General features: G+C 56.0%; 13 protein-coding genes. 6 read left to right on the plus strand and 7 right to left on the minus strand.

The annotated features are described in order from the left end of the window. Both RB_RS04060 and RB_RS04065 read left to right on the plus strand, forming a co-directional pair. Positions 1–1,266, plus strand: coding sequence for a hypothetical protein (locus tag RB_RS04060; RefSeq protein WP_011118655.1), 1,266 nt, complete (start codon positions 1–3; stop codon positions 1,264–1,266). 113 nt (positions 1,267–1,379) lie between these two features. Next, the gene (locus RB_RS04065) at positions 1,380–1,643 is read left to right on the plus strand and encodes a hypothetical protein (RefSeq protein ID WP_164921494.1); all 264 of its coding nucleotides are present in this window, start codon (positions 1,380–1,382) and stop codon (positions 1,641–1,643) included. Between the two features lie 216 nt (positions 1,644–1,859). Here the strand turns inward: RB_RS04065 and RB_RS04075 are convergent, their stop codons facing one another. The 4 genes from RB_RS04075 to RB_RS04095 all read right to left on the minus strand — a co-directional run bounded on the left by RB_RS04075 (position 1,860) and on the right by RB_RS04095 (position 8,785). After that, entirely contained in the window at positions 1,860–2,663 is an 804-nt protein-coding gene (locus RB_RS04075) for a polysaccharide deacetylase family protein (RefSeq protein WP_011118657.1), read from the minus strand. A gap of 11 nt (positions 2,664–2,674) precedes the next feature. Next, a complete protein-coding gene (locus RB_RS04080) occupies positions 2,675–4,525 on the minus strand; it encodes a carbohydrate-binding family 9-like protein (protein ID WP_164921495.1) in 1,851 nt (616 codons plus the stop codon). A 293-nt stretch (positions 4,526–4,818) separates the two neighbouring features. Next, a complete protein-coding gene (locus tag RB_RS04090; protein ID WP_011118659.1) occupies positions 4,819–5,802 on the minus strand; it encodes a DUF3500 domain-containing protein in 984 nt (327 codons plus the stop codon). 145 nt (positions 5,803–5,947) lie between these two features. After that, entirely contained in the window at positions 5,948–8,785 is a 2,838-nt protein-coding gene (locus RB_RS04095; RefSeq protein WP_193427763.1) for a serine hydrolase, read from the minus strand. Positions 8,786–9,453: 668 nt separating this feature from the next. Here RB_RS04095 and RB_RS04100 point away from each other — a divergent pair. After that, a complete protein-coding gene (locus RB_RS04100) occupies positions 9,454–11,799 on the plus strand; it encodes an AMP-binding protein (RefSeq protein ID WP_011118665.1) in 2,346 nt (781 codons plus the stop codon). Between the two features lie 135 nt (positions 11,800–11,934). Here RB_RS04100 and RB_RS04105 read toward each other — a convergent pair whose 3' ends face one another. After that, positions 11,935–13,347 carry a hypothetical protein gene (locus tag RB_RS04105; protein WP_011118666.1) on the minus strand — a complete coding sequence of 471 codons (1,413 nt, stop codon included), beginning with the start codon at positions 13,345–13,347 and terminating at the stop codon, positions 11,935–11,937. 237 nt (positions 13,348–13,584) lie between these two features. On the opposite strand from RB_RS04105, the gene RB_RS04110 reads away from it, so the two are divergent. The 3 genes from RB_RS04110 (at position 13,585) to RB_RS04120 (ending at position 19,342) form a co-directional block, all read left to right on the plus strand. After that, entirely contained in the window at positions 13,585–14,988 is a 1,404-nt protein-coding gene (locus RB_RS04110) for an MATE family efflux transporter (protein ID WP_011118668.1), read from the plus strand. An 86-nt stretch (positions 14,989–15,074) separates the two neighbouring features. After that, the gene (gene acnA, locus RB_RS04115) at positions 15,075–17,780 is read left to right on the plus strand and encodes an aconitate hydratase AcnA (RefSeq protein WP_011118669.1); all 2,706 of its coding nucleotides are present in this window, start codon (positions 15,075–15,077) and stop codon (positions 17,778–17,780) included. Between the two features lie 17 nt (positions 17,781–17,797). Further along, positions 17,798–19,342, plus strand: coding sequence for a polyamine aminopropyltransferase (locus RB_RS04120; protein WP_011118670.1), 1,545 nt, complete (start codon positions 17,798–17,800; stop codon positions 19,340–19,342). Positions 19,343–19,631: 289 nt separating this feature from the next. On the opposite strand, the gene RB_RS04125 is transcribed toward RB_RS04120, so the two are convergent. Then, entirely contained in the window at positions 19,632–19,973 is a 342-nt protein-coding gene (locus tag RB_RS04125) for a tetratricopeptide repeat protein (protein WP_007333113.1), read from the minus strand. A 174-nt stretch (positions 19,974–20,147) separates the two neighbouring features. Next, positions 20,148–21,296 carry a (E)-4-hydroxy-3-methylbut-2-enyl-diphosphate synthase gene (ispG, locus tag RB_RS04130; protein WP_011118672.1) on the minus strand — a complete coding sequence of 383 codons (1,149 nt, stop codon included), beginning with the start codon at positions 21,294–21,296 and terminating at the stop codon, positions 20,148–20,150. Between the last annotated feature and the right edge of the window lie 74 nt (positions 21,297–21,370).

Below are 21,370 nucleotides of genomic sequence, written 5' to 3' on the forward strand. Positions count from 1 at the left end.
ATGCAACGCATCATCTTTGTGCTCATCGCAGCCTTCACGTCGGCGATGTCGGACGGAACACTTTCGGCGTTTGACCCACCCCTCAACCGTGACGTCGTTCGTAGCACGCCGGGACTGGTTGCTTTTTGGGACTTCGATCTGCGTGAATCTTCGGGCAACGAGCGTTTCATCGCTCACGTGCCTTCTGGATCATCTGACAATTATCCGTTGGATGCGGCGAACTATGTGCGGGACTACTGGGGCGAAGGCAGACAAGCGACCTACGCTGACTTTCCGCTGCTGAACGATGGGCCGTTTGGGCAAGCGATTCGTATTCGCGAGGAATCCGATCCAAACTTTCGTCCTTTTCTGTTCATTCCCAGGTCGCGTTTGCACGACACTCCGCTGGACATCAAAGGAGACGGGAAATCAGTGACCGTCGTTGTCTGGGCGATTCGTGAAAGTGGCAATCATGCTCTGGCGGGCATTTGGCACGAGGGAACCGATCTCAAGCAATCGTCCACGGCATCGATCAAGAAGGTCGAACGTGGACAGCGGCAGTACGCTTTGTTCGCTGGGCTGAATAAGCCAGGCAGCGCGTGTGGCCATGTGTCAGAGAATGGAGCCAGTTCCTTCCTCAACAAGTATGCGTTGCACAAGTGCAATTCGCTTGGTCAATCGCCTGCCGTCGCTGCCGATTCGTCGCCGGAAAAGCTGGCTGCGTCCTGGCAGTGCTTTGCGATGACTTTCGACAATGAGAACAACGAAATCACCGGTTGGCTCAACGGTATTTCGGGTGAGCGATGGCTCATGAACCCAAAGTCGAACAATCTGTTGTCGTACGCACACAATGCCTACCTGCAAGGGCATTACGCTCGAACGCCCGGAACGCAGGAAGGTGAAGACAGCGACTTTCCCAAGGCCCAGTACTACAATCCGCCGGAAGGTGAAGCGTCCGAGGTGGAAGTCTTGCGTGAGGATGAAAACCAACGCGTTGAACGCCGTCGCTATCGCTACACCGAAGTGGTCGTGACGCTGGAGAAAGACGGTGTCGGTGAATGGGGTGAGACCGGACGAGACCTCGTGGGCCTGCGTTTGAACCCGTGGTGGTACCCGCACGGCATCTACTCGCCGCCGGACGCGGAACAAGGCGGGCCGTTCACGATTGGGCGGGTGATCCACAGTAGTCGCAGTGTTGGTTTCACCGGATGGATCGGAGGCGTCAGTGTGTTTGATCGGGCACTCTCGGAAGCCGAACTGAAAACGCTTGCTGACCTTCGGAACTGATTGTCCACGATGGGAGTTCTTCAGTCGCATGCCAATGTCGGTTGCCACTGAGGAATCAAACCTGCGATAAACGACAGCCTTCCCCTTCTTCAAATGCACATAGGACGAGCGTCATGGTCGAAATTTCTGACGAAACAATGGAACAAGTCCGTGCTCTTCTCCTAGAAGGAAAAAAACTCAAGGCGATTAAGCTGTACCGCGATGCCACGGACTCGTCGCTTCATGAATCCAAGACGCAAGTCGAGAAGCTCAGCGAAGAGCTTGAAAAAACACACCCGCGACAAATGGCCGACAACAAACCCATCGGCTGCGCCGGAGTCATCCTGCTCGCAGTGATCGGCGCAGGCGTCGCCGCCAAGAGTGGCATAGGCTTCTAGCCTTTTTATACCCCACATCTCGAAACACCAAAGATTAGTGTCCGATTAGACTGGATTAGTGTTCTACCAGAGCGGCGAAGGGAACACTAATCTCCGCTGATCGAACACTAATGGTTTTTGGACAAGGGATGATTGGCTTCAAAACGCCTGTATTCCCAACGCAAGCGGCTCGCCAAAGATGTGGGGTACAAAAAGCCTAGAAGCCTATGCCACTTTTTAGGGCAGGTCGTTGAAGGTGTAGAACCGGAGGCCTCGTTGCTTGGCACTTTGGAGGATGCGGGTGAGGGCTTCGGGGGTGATGAAGTTGCCGTTTCCGGATTCGGCAATGCGATGGGCATAGAGCACGATGATCTCGTTGTTTTTGGCAGCGCGATCGAACGCGCCGTCAATCTGTTCATACGTTCGATCGGGCCGAGTGGGCGCGAAGTCGATTCCTTTGCCGGGCAAACACCCCTGCTCGGCGATCTTGGCCGCTGGAACGAAGAAGGCATCTTGTTCGCTGAGTCGTTCGTTGGCCGCAATGCTTTTGCCCGTCCGCAAATGCCGGAACACTTTTAACAACGCCTCATCCGTCACGGCATTGTTGCGACTCATCGGGTAGGCGAAGCAGACCGCAGCGACACCTGCGACCTGAAACTCGTTCAGCTGAGGAGTGATCTCACGTCGCAAGAAAGTTTCGGCGGAGTTTTCTTCGAAGTACTCCACCGCTTTGAGATGGTTGACGCTGTGCGAACCGATCGCATGCCCGTGAGCATGGAGTTTCTGAATTGCTTTGAGCGCCGGGCCGTCAATCTTCCCACTGATGAAGAAGGTGGCTTGGACGCCAAACTCATCCAACAGTGGCAACGCTTGGATCCAGTCCTGAAAGTTGCGGTCGTCAAAGGTGAGCACCACACCGCCTTCGGTGAGCGGTTTTGGTGTTTGGACGCGGCTCGGGACGTTTGTCAGTGACTGCGGTTCGCCTGCGCTGACGAATGCCGCGAATAGTAGGATAAAGAATGTCCAAACAAATCGTCGCACTGGGATGTCTTTCAGTTTTTGCTGGCGGCGTTGACAGGTGACTTCAGGCCCAGGATTCGGGCTGCGTTGCCGCGGTAAACCTTTTCAAGAACGTTGTCAGGCAGGAAGATGCCGTAGATGTTCCAGAAGCCTTGCCGGTGGTGCGATTCGGCGGTGTCGAAGTACTCGTCGTCGGTTTCCAGGAAGCGATAGTACAACCGGTAGGCGTTGGGATCAGGAGTCGTGTCGGTGCCGAACATGATTCGGTCTTGGTACTTGAGAAAGAACTTACGGCTGCTGTACGGTTGCCGTCCCAGTTCGGAGATCCGAGCGTCGATGTCGATGTGGAAGTTCGGGTACTGGTCGAGCCACTGCCCGACGGTTTCCAGGTCTTCCGGATTGTTGCCGAAGTGAGCCCCGATGAAGGTCGTGTTGGGATGCTTCGCGATCGCTCGGTTGCGTTGTTCCAGCAGTTCTTCACGCGACGGGTAGCGGTCGCCATGGAACACCCAACCTGGGTGCGCGTTCAATTCGTGCCAGCGTTCGTTGAACCGATCCAGGGGCGTGAAGAAGGCGGCTGGGTCAGCGGTATGAATCATCACTGGGCGTTTCATTTCTCCGCACAGCTCCCAGATCGGATCGAGCCGTTCGTCATCGATCGTGAGCAGGTTGCCGGCTTGGTTCCGGTAGGACAGCCCCAATGATTTATGGAACTTGAGCCCCTTCGCACCAGCTTCGAAACTTTTGCGTAGCCGCGCGGTTTCTCGCTCGGACCAGCCTTCGGTTTCGAAATCACGCAGGTTGATCAGTGCGAAGGTGAGGAACCGGCCTGGGTGCGCGGAGTCCAAGGCGGCGACGGTTTCCTTCAGCTTGTCATCCCAGCCGCCGTCCAAGTTGATGACCGTTTCCACGTTGGCCTCGTCCATGACTTGCAGGTAACGTTTGACGCGTTCTTCCGTCAGCACGTTGGCACCGCCGCCGAGATGGTTGTGAACGTCGATGACTGGATACGAGGGCGTGTTGACGCGAGTGACCTTGGTCTTCAGCATCGACTTTGGCTGCCAGTCCGCAAGTTTCAAATCACGGATGTCGTCCTGGGGTTTTTCGGATTCGACGACTTTGCCGAAGACCAAGGTCCCGAAGTTTTCAATGTCGTGGAAGCTGGGACCAACCCGCGCCCAATCCCAACCGGTGGTTTTCTTTTGGTCGTAGTCAACGCGGTAGAAGTTGGCCCGCCACTGAGTTCCTGTTTTGGGCGGGACATTTCGAAGTGGTTCCAAGACTGCATAAGGAAAGAAGACTTCAGCACGCCATCCGGTGACGGTGCTCATCGATTCGTTTTTGCCGCCCGTTGCAGAGACCTTCTTTTGAATCCTCTTATCGCCTTCGTAGTGCCAGGGACGCCAACCGAGGAACTTCCCATCCAAATTAGGCACCAGGATCGGCAGTTCAAATCCGAGCGGCGAGATTTCGTATTCGAAGTAGACCGGATCTTTTTCGTTGGTCCAGAAGAAACATTCGAAAACGTCTTCGTTCCAAAGGTCCAAGAAGTCTGCCTGCATCGTGGCGGTCAGCCTTTGGTCAGCACCGTCGAACAAGACGTAGACGCCGTTGTCTGAGTACAGCATCTTGAACCGCGATTGGTAATCGAGTTGCCCGTTGCCACGCCGGTTCAGCGAAACCCAGTCGCATGCTTCCCAGGCCTGGTTGTCGCCATGGCCGGTGACCTCGAAGTCCTCGCATTTCTGTACGATCAAGGTGGGTGGTTCGGCTGCGAATGCATCCGTTGAACCTGCGATCGACAGCAGGGTTGCTGCGACGACGATAAACGATGCGGGAAGCCGGTGGTGAAAGAGAGGTGTTCGGACGGCGCAAGAGGGCATGTGGTTTCTCTGAGTTGTCTGGTCTGCTGGTGGCATCGAAGTGGCATCGGCATCCCGCCGTTTTATACCCCACATCTCGAAACACCAAAGATTGGTGTCCGATCAGAGTGGATTGGTGTTCCGCCAGAGCGGCCAAGGAAACTCTAGTCTCCGCTGATCGAACACTAATGGTTTTTGGACAAGGGATGATTGGCTTCAAAAGGCCTGTATTCCCAACGCAAGCGGCTCGCAAAAGATGTGGGGTACAAAAAGGCGAGAAGCTTATGCCACAGGTGGGAAGCCTATGCCACTGGCTAGGACTTGGTGCCGATGTTGAGGTAGGCGTGGACGTGGGGTGCGCCGCGGAAATGCCAGACCATTGATGGACCTTCGACTCGCCAGATGTCCCAGACGCGATCGTTGTCGACGTCTTCTTGTTGATAGAAAGCCATGTGCAGTTGGTCGATGCCTCCGCTGCTGTTTAGGATCTCCATCACTTCCTTCGAATCGTTTTCGCGATACGGGGCGAGCAACATCTTGAGAGTCGACTCGACCAGTTCCTTTTGATCGCTGGAAAGTTGATCGACGCCGACGCCGGGGAATTGACCGCTCTCGCCTTTCAATTGCACCGCGGTTTCACTGGGGGCCTTCTTTTGCAACGCCAGTTTGGCTTGGTCGGCGTCCAAGGCTTGGAAGACCTTGTTGGCTTGCAACGTCTGCTGAAAGAAGGGGCTGTCGGGGAGATATTCCTCGCCGTGACCGTAAACAACGGGTCCGCCAAATGCGATCTTGTCGAGTTGATTTCCGTCGGCTCGCATCGTCACGTGTCGACCAGTCAATTCGAATTGGAACTGGTCGGATCCCGGTTCGCCGAACAACGCGAAACTGTAGCTTTCCAAACCGCCGTCATCGTATTCCATTTGTTCGATCAAACGTTCGTAACCATCTTTGGATGTGATATTGCGAACGATTTGATCGACCAACGTCTTTTGTTTCTGTGAAAACAAATCGTCGCCGATGGTCGTTTTACTGACGTGCCAGTTCGGATTGATTTTCAAGCGGTCCGCATGATCGAACGGTCGCCAAACAGCGGTTTTCTGCTTGTCGGACAAGGAAGCGTACAATTCCCCCACGTAGGTTTCTGCCGACGTGGTGGGCGAACCCGCGGCATGAGCAAAGCGGGCGTCGAAGAGGTTGGTCGTCGCGACACCGGCGGCGATGGCTCCTCCCAGTTTGACGAAGGTTCGTCGGGCAACGCGTTGGCCATCAGGACGTTGGGCGTTCATCGGAAAGCTCATGAGGGTTGGGGGGAAGGCAGGCGGGGACCGTCTGTGTCAAACGGCCGCTTTCGATTCTACCAAATTCAACCCCAATAAACACAAATTGGATCGTTCCGGACGCACCCTTGTCGAACTCCGAAAGTTGCCGAACTCAGTTTGTCGTTCATTGTGGCCAATCTTCGATTTCGTCGATGGCCTTCATGACTTGAGGAAGGATGGTTCCGGTCACTCGCGACAGACGAGCGGTGACACGTGTGTTGAACAGCAACGCAACGTTCTTTCCATCCGAACGACGAACGAGAATCGTGTTGGTCCCGGGGAGTGAACCGCCATGGGAAGCAGTCAATTCGCCAGATTCGTCGGTGACGACTGACCATCCCTGGCCGTAATACTTGGACTTGGGGGCACCGTTCTTTTTATGTCCCGCCAACCCGTCCGGCCGAGCGAACATGTCGGTGATTCTGGCCGACGACAGCAGCGGGCTGTTCTCGTGATCATCAAAGGCGCTGGCGAAGCGAGCCAGATCACTGGCCGATGCAATCCACGCTCCGTGTGAATCCATTGCTTCCAGGTGCCAAGCCCCATACGTCTGCGGCACACGCGAATTCAAGTCCTTGGCGAAGACGGAGTCACCTTGGTGCGGATCGTAGTAACGGACCTCGTTTGGTTTGCGACCTTCCAAGCGAGTCGCACCGACAGACATCGATGTCACGCCGATCGGTTGCAGAACGTGTTGTTGGACATAGTCTTCGTATGCTTCGCCGCTGATCTTCTCAATGACTCGGCCGAGCAAACAGTAGCCGTAGTTGGAATACGCGTATCTCTCGCCGGGATCAAAGTCGAGCGGTTTGCCTCGCATGACACGGATGATGGTGTCGGGCGTTGCCGGGTGGGATGCACCGAGAGCGTTTGCAAATTGGGTGGAGCGGAACATGGCGTCGAACGATTGGTCTCGGTCCCAACCACCCCGGTGCTGCAACAGATGTTCAATTGTGATTTGGTCCTGTCGCTCGTCGATCTTGGAGCCCTCTTCGACATGAGGTTCATGGTCGAGGATTTCGAAGACTTTGTCGTCGAGTGACAACTTGCCTTGATCAACCAACTGCAAAATCGCGACGGCGGTGATCGGTTTGGAAATGCTGGCAATCCGAAACAGGCTTTCAGGCGTCACCGGCTCACACTGTCCCACATCGGCGTAGCCAAACCCACGTGCGTACACGACGTTGTTTTTGTCGGTGATCGCCAATGAAGCACCTGGAATACGATGCTCGCGGAGGAAAGACTGCATCACCGCATCGACTTCGCGAAACGCCGGTTGGTTGTCTCCGGTAATGATTGCATGCGGCGCGGTGGCAGGATCAAAACCGGGGCCGCGGAGGACTTTGCCGGGACGTTTCCCTGTGAATTTGCCATCCTCGAGCACGGGGATTCCGTTGACGACCACATGTTTCATTCCAACCGACTCAGCGTGCGGGTTTTCGAAGTCGGCTCGATCGGCGAGTTCGTTGAAATCGAAAACGATCACATCGGCGGCCAATCCTTCGGCGATTCGGCCGCGGTCATAAACCATCACGGCGTTGGCCGCGGCAGCGCTGGCTTGCGAGATGGCTTGTTCCATCGAGATCGCGCCAAGGTCGCGAACATATCGTGACAACATCCGTGGGAACGCTCCGTAAGAACGTGGGTGTGATGCACCTCGATTGCCACCGGCGGGACCGACATCCGTGCAGAACGAAACGAACTCTTGTTGCATCGCCAAAATTTTGTTCGCGTCGCTCATCGTTTCAGGCAGAGCAAACGTGGACGCATTGCACAGTCCAAAGAATGTGTCCCAAGCGTCTTCGCCTGTCGCTTTGGCGATCGCGGCAACCGACTGTCCGGTGTACTCGCGGTAACGAGGTTCCGTGGTTTGGCCGATGATGATGCGGTTCCAATCCGATCCCGCGTGGCGAAACCAATTTTCCCAACCGCTTGTGGATTCGATTTCCTCGCGAACTTCGGCACGAAGCTCTTCGTCGTTGGACAAACGATTGAGGAACTTCGCTCGTCCTTCGCCAAAGTGTCGCGGATGGATCAGTGCATCGATGCCTAAACCGTTGTTGATGTAAGGGTAGATGTCTGCGGTGACTTGATGACCTTCGCTGCGAGCGGCCTTGATTCGGGCGATCGCCAATTGCATCTTGCCCCAGTTCTGACGTCCGGCGGCCTTCAAGTGAAAGATGTGAACGGGGGTGTTGCCGATGCGACCGATTTCCAAGGCTTCGTCGATCGCTTCAAGAAGCTGATCACCTTCGTTGCGCATGTGTGTGTAGTAACGTCCGCCGTGTTCGCCGGCGACTCCGGCCAAGGCACCGATTTCGTCGGTCGATGCGTAAACGGCCGGCGGATAGATCAGCGCGGTGGAGACTCCAATCGCACCAGCACGCATGGCTTCGCGAACGTGTTCCTTCATTGCCTCCAGTTCATCGTCGCTGGGACGCCGGTCGTCTTCGCCCATCACCAACCGGCGGACTTGGGTGTGCCCAATGGTCTGCACGGTGTTGACGGGCATGCCTTTCAGGTCCAGCAACTGAAAGTACTCCGCCATGTTTTGCCAGCCGACCGATTCGGCGTCACGGTCTGAAACCGGCGCGGCGGACGATCCTTCGCCCGCGTTGATGGTCGTGATGCCTTGAGTCAGCAGGTTCATTGCCGTGGAAGGATTCCGCAGCATCGGCGTGGCGGTTTGGCCCATCATGTCGATGAAGCCCGGAGCGACGATCAACCCTTCGGCATCGATCGTGTCGACCGCAGACGCTGGATCGATGCGGCCGATGTGGGTGATCTTGCCATCGGTGATTCCGACATCGGCTTCGTACCAAGGGGCTCCCGTGCCATCGACGACGTGCCCATTCAGAATTGCGAGATCAAATGTGGGCTTGTTTGATTTGGTCTCGGCGTCGGTGTCGGTTGCAAAGGTTGCCGATGATGTCAGCCAAACAACCAAAAAACAAACGACCACAGATCGGCGCGGCGCAACGTCAGAGGGCTTCTTCCACACAGGATTGACTCAGCAGGCGGGGAGGGGCAGGCGGGACATTGATCCGAGCCGAGGATGCGGAACGGATCAAATTGCAGCCACCAGCTTAACTGATCCGAGAGGGGGACTCGGCCTTCCGCAATCGTTGCCGGATGGGGGTGGGCCAGCGAATCAATTCTGCACCGGTTGACAATTCAGTGTCGAATCACAGGGGCCTTTCCGCGACGGTGGGTTTGTTTGTCTCGAATGGGTGGCGTCAAAGCGAGTGCACTGTTTCTTTTTCTTGCCTAAATCCTCACCGTAGCCAAGATTGACACCGGGATTTGCTAGTAAATGCACAGCACACACGTCCCAGAATGCAAATCATTTTTGCGGCACCCGTGGAAGGGGGGTTCGATCTCTCTTGGCAACCTGTAACGATAGGGCATCTTGAGAAGTTTTGGAGTCCCGCCATCCATGACGATTGTGCGGTAAGCAAGGATGCCCCCCTGACGAATTTTGACCTGTCGTCAAAGAAACGCCATCATGCTTTCCATCCACCTAGCAGAGTTATATGCTAGGACGAAAGACGACCCAAACTCACTATCCTGCCCCGGCGAGCCAAACAGTTTTCGAGTTGCCCACCTGATCGGCCATCCGCCCGAGACCGTATGTTACGCAAATCAGAGATCACTGATTCCACGACCCGCGAGCCCAATGAGACGCGATGGAAATCGCTCGCTCATTTGCTCGTTGATCGTGCCGCGCGGCATCCCGATCGTCCGGCGCTGACGTTTTTGCCCGACGATTCGTTGGACGGGGCTGAGGAACCGCAGACGCTGACATACGCCGAATTGCATCGTCGTGTTTGTGCGGTCGCGAATCGTCTGTTGCGTGATACGGGGGCGACGGCTGGCGATCGAGCGATGTTGCTGTTCCCGCCTGGTTTGGAATTCATGGTCGGGTTCATGGCCTGCGAGATGGCTCGGTTGATTCCGGTTCCGACCAGCTATCCAAAACCCGGACGTGCGATGCCACGTTTGGATACCTCCGTCGCGGATTGTCGTCCTTCCGTCTTGATCAGCGATCAAGAAACCATCGCGGGCATCGATCCGCATCGTGTGTCGCCCGAGACCGCGGCGCTGCCCAAGATCGCAACCGATGCTTCGGTCGAAGAAGATCTGACAACGATCGACATCTCGGAAGATGCACTGCCGCTGGGCGAAATTGAATCAACCGACCTGGCGTTGCTGCAATACACCAGTGGATCCACAAGCGATCCAAAGGGAGTGATGGTTTCGCACGCCAATTTGCTGAGCAACCTGGAATCCATCCGTCATGCATTCGGAATTGAATGGTCCGATGACGATGGGGACAACTTTGAACGTGGTTTGTTCTGGTTGCCACCCTTTCACGACATGGGATTGATTGGCGGAATCCTTGAACCGTTGTATGTCGGTGGTCATGCGATTTTGATGTCGCCGCGGTCCTTTCTTGCTCGGCCAATGCGTTGGCTTCGAGCGATCTCGGATTACAAAGCCACCATCAGCGGCGCCCCCAACTTTGCGTATCAACTGTGTGTTGATCGAGTCGATTTGGCTCAAGCCGAGTCGCTTGATTTGAGTGGTTGGGAGCTGGCTTTTTGTGGTGCCGAACCAATCAACGCGGACACGTTGCAGCAGTTCACCGATCGATTCTCCGACGCTGGTTTTCGCGGCGAAACGTTTTGCCCGTGTTACGGATTGGCCGAAGCGACATTGATGGCGGCGAGCTGCCGGTCTGGGCAAGCACCCAGTTTGCTGGACGTTGACAAAGACGAATTGGCTCATGGTCGAGGACGCGTTATCCGCCAGACCGTGCTTGGCAAAACTTTGCCGGACGATGCGTCGATCGCGAAACCCGATCCCGCGACCTCGCGTCAATTGGTGAGCTCGGGAAGTCCCGCTCACTCAATGACCGTGTTGGTCGTCGATTCAGAAACAAAACGCGAACGTCCCGACGGGGAGATTGGCGAAATCTGGTTGGCTGGGCCATCGGTGACCTCAGGTTATTGGAAACGCGAAACCGTCAACGCGGAAGTCTTCGGTGCGACCCTCGCAGACGGAGATCCGGCGGAGAAATTTCTGCGAACCGGCGATTTGGGATTCATCCACGACGGCGAAGTCTACGTGACCGGACGTAGCAAAGACGTGGTGATTCTGCGCGGTCGAAACTTGTTCCCGCAAGACATCGAGGCCACGGTCAAAGGTTTGCTGCAGGCGAACGTATTGCAGTGTGCTGCTGTCGCAACGACCGGACGGACCGGGGATGCTTTGACGGTCGCCGCCGAAGTTTCGCGACATGTCGATTCAGAAGAGTTGCCTGACATCGTGCGTCACATTCGACGGGCGATCATTGATGATCATGAAGTCGACGCTCGCCAAGTGTTGATCACACGGCCAGGCGGGATCCCGCTGACGACCAGCGGCAAAGTCCAGCGACAACAATGCCGTGCGATGATCGAAGCCGGCGAATTGTCGGCACGCTACCAGTGGTCACGCAATCGATTCATCGACGATTCGGAATCTGTCGCCCTGCCCGAATTGCCGACTCGCGTGACTCGGGAAGAGATTCCAGAAGCGACCGAACAAATCACCGCTTGGTTGCTGGCTTGGTTGTCGGGTCACAGTGGCGAACAAATTCATGAGGACGGTGAACGACCGGTCCGCAACGCTTCGCTGACACCGGAAACACCGTTCGCCGAAACCGGCATGGATTCGCTGACGGCGGTGGAGCTGAGTAGCGAACTGGAGGACTGGTTGGGCATCGAGCTGACACCTGTGTTGGCGTTCAACTATCCGACTTCAGCACGTTTGGCGGCGTATTTGGCGGAGACGTTGGCCGGTGGTCCCGAACAAGATTCCGCTGCGAATGAGTTTGGTGCTTCGGAAGGCGACATTCAGTCGGATATCGAAGCGTCGGATTTGTCGCCCGAAGAGTTGGAAGCTTTGTTAAGCGAAATCGAAAACGAATCGTAGTCGATGGAAGTTTTCAACCGAGTCGAACATTTGTCCCCAAATGTTTGCGTGCGTGGTGCACGTTGAGCGGTTGGTGTTGAGTGTTCGGCGAGGGTAGTGTGACCTCGCGTTTCACCTTGCCAGGTGGAACCTGGCCTACGGGATGGGTTGTGGTTTTGGACAACATCGACTGACAATCGTGACTGCAATCCAGACAGGCAGCCAAACCGCAGCGGCGTCTGAAAAGCGTCCGATTGGCGGGCTGGTCAGTGACACAAACGCAATTTTGAACAGCCAGTAGCTGAATGCCAACCAAGTCAGCGCGGCCAGTCCAGCTTGGTTGGATGTGTACTTGCGAACTGGATCCGCCGTCTGCTTTTCATTGAAACGGATCGACGCGACACAGGCGGCGACAACCAGTCCCATGGTCGCGACAAAAAAGATCGGATGCATCAGCATGTCCGCGACGGAGCCCCAGACTCCCCGTCGGATCGCCAAAGCAATCCAGCGCATGTACCGAACCGGATAGCTGCGAACGATCGTGCGGTCGAGTTCCGCAAGCATCTGGTGCTGGTGGACTCGTTGCATTCCAGGTGCTAAATCGTCAACTTTCAACGTTCGGTTCGCGACTTTTTCGGCGGCGGGGATCACCACCATGTAGGTCATCGCGTCCCATCGATTTTCGATCGTCGTGTACGAGTTCGCTCGTGGTACCGCGTCCGCAATCGGGCGAAGGTCCAAACCATCGGCAGCAGCACGGTCACCGGCTGCCAATTCAATGCGACGGTCGGCAATCTCTTTTCCAAGCTCGCCCAGGCGGCCAGGCAGGTTCTCGAGTTCCTCGGCGTCGAGCAATTGGGTGGTCACAGCGGCCATGTTTTGGTGGCCAAAGGGAAGAATGCCGAAGTCGTCCACCGTGATGGATCGAAAGGTGCACCATCCGAACAGAGCAAGGATTGGGATGGATCCGATTGAGAGTGCTAGGATCCAGCGATTTGAGATCGCGATGTTCGGACGGATAAAAACGCTGAGCATCAACCAGGGGATCAGGAACAGATACGCCGGGCGGAGGGCGATGACCAAGGTGGTCAGGACACCTATTGCGATGCAAAGTCTTGGTGTCCATTCAGTTCGCCAAATTCGCAGCACGCCGATTCCGATCATTGCGGCCAGCGACATCGCGGGCGCATCGGTTGCGATCGTGTTGACGTGATCCCAAAACGTGCAGCCAATCGCGAAAGCGATCGACGCGATGATGATTGTTTTGGTTGAGAACTTCCAGGCGGCGAGCTCGATCGCAAAAAAGCCAACCGCAATGGCTTGCAATGCAATGTGAAGAATCACCAATGCTTGGTTTGCGTTGGAACTCGCCAGACCATTCGCGAATCGAACCAAGATCGGGTAACCCGGCGTTCGAATCTGAGTCGCGATCGCTTCGGCGGACTCAAAGGAGTATTCGGTGTAGCTGGGTGAATCAGGCACCAAATGAGGTGCGAACCGATTCGTCGCCCAACATGTCCCCATCAGGATGATGAACGCAACGAGCGATATCAAAGCGAAGTGTTTCATACCGACCAGCTTAACCTGCCAGCGGATGAACGCGATAAGCCCTCATTGCCTCACTTCCGCCGAGCATGGTCTGATTCGTTTGAATGTGGACTTGCCTGCGAATTGGAGCTGCAACCTGTCCCATCCATTCCGAATTTTTGGCGAATCAGGCTGCGTTTTGCCTGGCCAATGGAAGCGACGGTTTTGCTCTGACGCCGATTCCCGCCGACAATCCCCTTCCTCTCCATCGTCTCCCTCATGATTTCCGCGCTCAAGGAAGTTCTTCGCGTTGCGGTTCCGTTGATGGTCAGCACCGGCATGTTTTCGCTGGTTCTGTTCGTCGACCGAACGTTGCTGCTATGGCACGAGCCTTCTCAAATGGGCGCGGCGATGGCGGCTGGAAACTTGTTTTGGGTTTCCGTCTGTGTTTTCGTCGGCATCGCGTCGATGACCAGTGCGATTATCAGTCAATACATTGGAGCGGATCAGCCTAAACGAGTGGGTCAGCTGCTGTGGCAAGCGACTTGGTTTTCCGCGGCAACGTTGCCGTGGTTCGTTCTGGTGGGCAGCTTTGGTGAGTCGTTGTTTCGATTGACGGACCAGCCCGAGCATCTGATTCCGATGCAGGCCGCTTACTTTCGCATATTGATGTGGGGTGGTGCCGGCGAAGTTTTGCAGACGGCGCTGTCGGGTTTCTACAGCGGAACTCACCGGACTCGAACGATCATGTTGGTGTCGCTTGCTTCTGGTGTGCTGAACTTATTGTTGGACCTCGTGTTGATTTTCGGTGTTGGCTCGGCGGACCCCGAGACCGGATTGCGATTCCTCGAACTCGGCATCGCTGGGGCGGCGATCGCGAGCACGCTGTCGTTTTGGTTCAAAGCGGTCTGTTATGCCGTGTTGCTGATGAAGCCTATCGAACGGGAACGTTACGGCATCCTGCGAGGTATCCGGTTGAATCGTCGAATGATGAAGCGACTGATTTACTTCGGGTTGCCGGCTGGTTTGATGTATGTGACCGAAGCGGGCGGTTTCACCGTCATCGTTTTGCAAATTGGTCGACTTGGCGACGTTCCACTGCAAGCCACTACGATGGCTATCAATTTCAACATGATCGCTTTCATTCCTTTGGTCGGGATGTCGATCGCCGCGTCGGTTTTGGTTGGTCAGCATTTGATTCGGACTGGCCCCGGTCCCGCGATTCGTTGCGTGATCGCGGCGTTGGTTGTCGGTTGGGCATATTCGTTGGCATGGGCGATCGCATACGTCTTTGCGCCGGGCGGCTTGATCGCGCTGTATTCGCTGTCGCCAACGGGAGTGGACAGTGAGGTCGCTTTCGAAATTGCTGAAAAACTGCTGGGCTTTGTCGCGATCTACGTGATTCTGGATGCCACTCAGTTGATTCTCGCGGGAGCCCTCCGCGGTGCGGGTGACACCTGGTTCGTGCTTTTGGCGGGACTGTTTGTGTCCGCCGTGGCCGTTGTCGTGGGGACGGTGTGGCAACCTGTCGCGGCTCGTTTTCAGGACCCGGATGGGCAAGCTGCGGCGTTAGTGGCGTTGGATTGGTGGTGGTGGGTGATTACGGGTTGGGTCTGCACCCTCGCAATCGTCATGGCCGGACGTTTCTTGCAGGGCAAATGGCAGCGGATGCGGATGGTTTGATTCCACCACTACGGTTTTCCGAGACGCATTGCTAAACTGTTGGCCGCTCAGCACTTTTCGGCAATTCGACAACAGGAAACCATGCAGTGACTGCGGATATCTTCGGCGCACGCGAACAATTTGAAACCGGATCCGGCTCTGCAGCGATGTATCGCTTGGAGGCGCTCCAGAAACGAGGCTTGGGGCAAATTGACCGTTTGCCGTTTTCGATTCGCGTGCTGTTGGAAGCCGTGCTGCGGAACTGCGACGGTTTCCAAATCAGTGAGGACGACGTCAAGAACCTCGCCGGTTGGGACGCGAAAGCGGTTGCTCCTCACGAGGTGCCGTTCAAACCTTATCGCGTTGTCTTGCAGGATTTCACGGGCGTTCCCGCTGTGGTCGACTTGGCCGCGATGCGTTCCGCGATGGAACGAATCGGGGGCGATCCGAACAAGATCAACCCGCTGATCCCCGTCGACCTGGTCATCGACCACTCGGTGCAAGTCGACTTCTTTGGCAGCGAAGGCGCGTTGGTTCAAAATGTCGAGCGTGAATTCGAACGCAACAAGGAACGCTACGAGTTCCTCCGTTGGGGCCAACAAGCGTTCGACAACTTCGGCGTGGTTCCTCCTAATGTTGGGATCGTTCACCAAGTCAACCTGGAATACCTCGCTCGCGTCGTTGCCATGGGCAAAGACGAGCAAGGCCCCGTGGCGATGCCCGACACATTGGTCGGTACTGATTCGCACACGACCATGATCAATGGTTTGGGTGTTTTGGGATGGGGCGTTGGAGGCATCGAAGCCGAAGCCAACATGCTCGGCCAACCGCTTTACATGTTGATGCCCGAAGTCATCGGGTTCGAACTGACCGGTGAATTGCCTTCCGGAGCGACCGCGACGGACATGGTGTTGCGAGTCGTCGAAATCTTGCGAGCCGAAGGCGTGGTGGGCAAGTTCGTGGAATTCTTCGGGACCGGCATGAACGCGATGAGCGTCGCTGACCGAGCCACGATCGCGAACATGGCACCCGAGTACGGTGCGACGATGGGATTCTTCCCGGTCGATGATCTGACGCTGCATTACATGCGTCAAACCGGCCGCAGCAAGGAAAACGTCGAGCTGGTCGAACGTTACTGCAAAGAACAGGGTTTGTTCCGTCTCGATGACGGCCCCGCATTGAACTACACCAAGACCGTGTCGCTCGATTTGTCGACGGTTGAACCCAGCATGGCTGGACCGAAACGTCCGCAAGATCGTGTGCCGTTGGCATCGATGAAGAAAGCGTTCAACGAATCGTTGACGGCTCCCGTTGGTGCCTCCGGATTCGGTCTCGCTCCCGAAGCTCTCAGCCGCACCGGTCACGTCTCCAACAACGGTGCCAGCACCGACATCACGCATGGTGCCGTCGTGATTGCTGCGATCACATCTTGCACGAACACGTCCAACCCATCGGTGATGGTTGGTGCCGGATTGCTGGCCAAGAAGGCAGCGGAACGCGGATTGACCGTGCCGTCTCACGTCAAAACATCGTTGGCCCCTGGTTCGCGAGTCGTGACGGATTACTTGAACAAAGCTGGTCTGTCCGAATCGCTCGACAAGCTTGGTTTCAACACTGTTGGCTATGGTTGCACGACCTGCATCGGTAACTCCGGACCTCTGCCAGAACCCGTTGCCGCGGCCATCCAAGAAGGCGACTTGATCGCATCAGCGGTCCTGTCCGGCAACCGGAACTTTGAGGGCCGGGTCAATCCGCTGACCAAAGCCAACTACTTGGCCAGCCCACCGTTGGTCGTTGCTTACGCTTTGGCGGGAACGACAGACATTGATTTGAACACCGAACCGCTGGGCAAAGACACCAACGGCGAAGACGTTTACTTGAAGGATGTGTGGCCATCGGCCGAAGAAATTCGCGAAACCATCGCGGCTTGCATTCAGCCCGAAATGTTCACCAACGAATACGAAGCCGCCGTGTCGGGCAACGACATGTGGAACGCCATTGAAGCGGCTGGCGGAGCGTTGTACCCGTGGGACGAAAAGAGCACCTACATTCACCACCCACCATTCTTGGACAGTGTCACCGCGGAAGCGGTGCCGGACATCGCTCCGATCAAGGGTGCGAAGGTGTTGGCATTGCTGGGCGATTCGGTCACGACCGACCACATTTCGCCTGCCGGTGCGATCGCGACCGACGGACCTGCGGGCCGTTACCTGCAAGAAAACGGTGTGCCGATTCGCGAATTCAACTCGTTCGGTTCGCGTCGTGGGAACGACCGAGTGATGGTGCGTGGAACGTTCGCGAACATTCGCATTCGCAATCAACTGGCACCCGGCACCGAAGGCGGCGTGACGCGATACCTGCCGACTGGTGAAACGATGAGCATCTACGATGCTTCGATGAAGTACCAAGCCGACAATGTGCCATTGGTTGTCTTGGCTGGCAAGGAATACGGAACCGGCAGTAGTCGTGACTGGGCCGCCAAGGGAACGATGATGTTGGGTGTCAAAGCCGTCATCACGACCAGCTTCGAACGGATCCACCGCAGCAACTTGGTCGGGATGGGAGTGTTGCCTTTGGAATTCGCCGATGGCGGTTCGTGGCAATCACTCGGTTTGACCGGTGAGGAAAGCTATGACATCGACGGCTTGTCCAATGACCTCGAGCCTCGTTCGTTGATCACCGTTGTCGCCACGGCGGAAGACGGCAAGAAGACCGAGTTCGAGTGCCGCGTTCGCATCGATACGCCAGTTGAATTGCAGTACTACCAGAACGGTGGGATCCTCCCAACGGTTCTGCGAAACCTTCGCGGTTGAGCTTGATTGACTAGCCAGTGATTCATCGCGCCCCGCTGCACCTGCTGTATCTCAACGTGCTCGTCATTGCGACGTGCGGGTTGATCTACGAGTTGTTGGCGGGGACGTTGGCGAGCTACCTACTGGGTGATTCCGTCACCCAGTTTTCGCTCATCATCGGCGTCTATCTGTCCGCATTGGGCTTTGGTGCCTGGTTGTCTCAGTACGTGACAACCAAACTGGCACGCGTGTTCATCGAAGTCGAACTGGCTCTCGCGTTGTTGGGCGGGTTCTCGACACCGCTGCTGTTCCTTGCGTTCCCGATGATCGAGTGGTTTCAGTGGCTGCTTTTTGGCAGCGTGATCGTGATCGGGACGCTGGTGGGTTTGGAGCTTCCGCTGTTGATGCGGATTCTCAAGGAACACCTCGAGTTTGAAGAATTGATCTCTCGGGTTCTCGCGTTTGATTACTTGGGGGCTCTCTTCGCCTCGCTCTTGTTCCCGATTTTTCTGGTCCCAAGACTTGGTCTCAACCGGACAGCGATCGTGTTCGGATTGCTCAACGCATTGGTTGGGTTGTGGGGGACGTATTTACTGCGTCCACTGCTAGCGAAGAAAGGTCTGGATGGGCTTCGAGGCCGTGCATTCTTGGTCATCGGATTGCTGATCGCCGGCTTTATCAAAGCTGATTCGATCACCAGCCTCGCGGAAGAAAACACGCTGGGTGGCCGAATTGTTTACGCTGACACGTCGCCCTATCAACGCATCGCGGTGACTCGGAACGAAAAAGGGTTTCAGCTCTATCTGAACGGGCATCTGCAATTCAACAGTGTCGACGAATACCGATACCACGAGGCTCTTGTGCACCCGGTCATGTCCGTTTGCAAAGACGCTCGACGAGTCTTGGTGCTGGGCGGTGGCGACGGTCTGGCCGTTCGTGAGATTCTGCGATACGATCACGTCGAGTCGGTTACATTGGTGGACCTGGACCCAGCGATGACGCGTTTGGCGACCCAGTTCGAACCGCTGGCGGAACTCAATGGACGATCGCTGGAGAGGGATCGCGTCACGGTCGTTCATCGAGATGCGTTTTTGTGGGTGGGCGAAGGCGATGAGCAATTCGATGCGGTCGTGATCGACTTCCCCGATCCCGGCAACTACTCAATCGGCAAACTGTATTCCTCGCGATTTTACAATCTGCTTCGAGAGCGGATGACGGAGGACGCGGGTTTGGCGATTCAGTGCACCTCGCCGTTGGTGGCCCCAAAATCCTACTGGTGCATCCTGCGGACGATGCAGGCATCCGGGTTTGACGTCACGCCGTATCACGCACCGGTGCCCACGTTTGGGATCTGGGGGTTTGCTCTGGCTCGAATCGCTGAAGATCCAGAATCAGATTCGGATTGGCGGTTGCCGCCGGAGTTGTCGGCCAAGGTGGCTGGTCTGCGATATCTCACGCCGTCCACCATGGCGGGGTTGTTCGATTTGCCCGCCGATCAACAGCCCCGCGACGTGCCACCGAATCGATTGAACGATCAAATTCTCGTGCGTTTTTACGACGAGGAATGGGGCCAGAACCAATAGCCACAACACCGTAGCCGGATTCGCGAAAAATTCGGGTGTGTGAGTTGTTGTGCTGCCGTAGCTCACTTCGTTCGGTACGGCCTACTTTGAAGGTCTGGCGATGTAGCCGGATTTGCGAAGAATTTGGTGTTGTGAGACGTTGGGCAGCTTCGCACTCGTGGTTCGGCGATGGACGCCGACTTCGTAAACAGTTGTGGGCAACTGTTTGCTGTCGTGCTGCCGTAGTTCACTTCGTTCGGTACGGCCTACGTTTGGTTGTACTGCCGAAGCTTACTTCGTTTGGTGAAGGCTACATTGCGTTGAGTTGTTGGGCTCGTGCCATGGCGTCTTCCGCGGCGGCGATGTAGGCCTGGTTTTGTGTTCCCGCCCAAGCGCGTTGGTAGGTGACGCTCATCGCGGTGAAATTGAACGCGTCATCGGGTTCCAATTCACAAGCCTTCTTGCCATGCGCGATCGCTTCTTCGTGTTGGCCGGTTTTGGTGTACACGCGAGCGAGGGCCAAGTGAGCCAATACAAAGGTCTCATCTTCTTCCACCAAAGGGGTCAGGCCCGCGATGGCTTCTTCGTATTTCTCTTCATCGATGAGTTTTTCGACTTCGTTGTATCGTTCGTAAAGTTCGTCGCTGGCCATGGGATTTAAATCAGAGAACTAGGTGGATTGAAAAGCATTCAAAAATGGACGTCACTGCAACTCATTCCTCGGGTAGCGAAACTCGTCAAGAGTTTCGAGTTGCATGATGGTTCGCCGAAAGTCTTGACGACTTCCGCTACGAATTGGTCCCGAAAACCAAGCGTAAACAGAAACCTATTGCTTGGCGGCGATCAGATCGTCGAGTTCCTGCTTCAATTTTGGCAGGATCTCGTCGTACCCAAACGCGCCCAGAGCTTCCGGGCCACGCTTTAGATTGACTTTTGCAGGCCCGCACCACAACCCGAGGTCCGCGTCGTCGGTTTCGCCGGGGCCATTCACGCGGCATCCCATCACCGCAATGGTGATCGAATACTCTTGTGCAAACGTGGTCATCTCTTTGACCTTGGCGGCCAAATCGATGAACGCCTCATTCTCGACCCGCGAACAGCTGGGGCAGCTGATAATGTTCAATTTCGAATCATCGAATTTCACAACGCTACGTACACGCCCTGCGTGAATGTCCTCGACGATCTGTTTGCCTGCGTCGATCTCTTCGGGTTTGCGAGGGTTCGGCAACGTCAGCGAGACTCGAACGGTGTCGCCGATGCCTTTGCCAATCAATTGCTCAAACGCGATTCGCGTTTTGATGATTCCATCCGGCGGCATACCAGCCTCGGTGACGCCCAAGTGCAATGCGACATCGGGACGCTTTTCAGCAAACAACGTGTTCACCTGGACAACCTTGGACGGATCGCTGTCCTTTAGCGAAACGACAAAGTTGTGAAAACCCAGGGAGTCGACCAATTCGCAGTGCTCAAGAGCCGATTCCAGCATCGGGGTGATGGAATCATCGTGGTCGTATTTTTCTTTCTTTGCCGGGTCAACGCTGCCACAGTTCACGCCGATACGAACCGCGCAGTTGTTGCTGCCGGCGGTATCGATGAGGTAGCGAACTTTCTCCTGCCATGTCAGTTCGCGAGCGTGGTGATACAGGTGGCCGGGGTTGTAGCGAATTTTGTCGACGTGGGGCGCGACCTTTTCCGCCAGCCGAAAGTTCTCTTGCAAATCGACGGCGAGATTGGCTTGGGTTTGCTTGCGAATCTCGGCCAACGCCTCCGCGTCCTTGTCGCTGTCGACCGCAATCCGGACAACTCCGGCACCGCGAGCATGAAGGGCTTCGGCTTGTTCGACCGTCGCGTCAATGTTTTGCGTTTTCGTCGCTGTCATGCTTTGAACGGCGATCGGGTGACCGTCGCCGATCGTGATCGATCCGATGGTGACCGGGCGAGTCGGGTTGCGGCGAATTTTCATGAACGAAAGCAATCAGTCGAGAAAAGTGTGGTCGTTAGTGGTCATGGACGCGTCATGCGAACAGCCGATCGGTCAAATCTTCATTG

The sequence above is a fragment of the Rhodopirellula baltica SH 1 genome, assembly GCF_000196115.1.
Lineage (GTDB): Bacteria > Planctomycetota > Planctomycetia > Pirellulales > Pirellulaceae > Rhodopirellula > Rhodopirellula baltica.

Coding starts and splice junctions, on each gene's coding strand:
- RB_RS04060 (WP_011118655.1), top strand. CDS start 1: ATGCAACGCATCATCTTTGTGCTCATCGCAGCCTTCACGTCGGCGATG.
- RB_RS04065 (WP_164921494.1), top strand. CDS start 1,380: ATGGTCGAAATTTCTGACGAAACAATGGAACAAGTCCGTGCTCTTCTC.
- RB_RS04080 (WP_164921495.1), bottom strand. CDS start 4,525: ATGCCCTCTTGCGCCGTCCGAACACCTCTCTTTCACCACCGGCTTCCC.
- RB_RS04090 (WP_011118659.1), bottom strand. CDS start 5,802: ATGAGCTTTCCGATGAACGCCCAACGTCCTGATGGCCAACGCGTTGCC.
- RB_RS04100 (WP_011118665.1), top strand. CDS start 9,454: ATGTTACGCAAATCAGAGATCACTGATTCCACGACCCGCGAGCCCAAT.
- RB_RS04105 (WP_011118666.1), bottom strand. CDS start 13,347: ATGAAACACTTCGCTTTGATATCGCTCGTTGCGTTCATCATCCTGATG.
- RB_RS04110 (WP_011118668.1), top strand. CDS start 13,585: ATGATTTCCGCGCTCAAGGAAGTTCTTCGCGTTGCGGTTCCGTTGATG.
- RB_RS04125 (WP_007333113.1), bottom strand. CDS start 19,973: ATGGCCAGCGACGAACTTTACGAACGATACAACGAAGTCGAAAAACTC.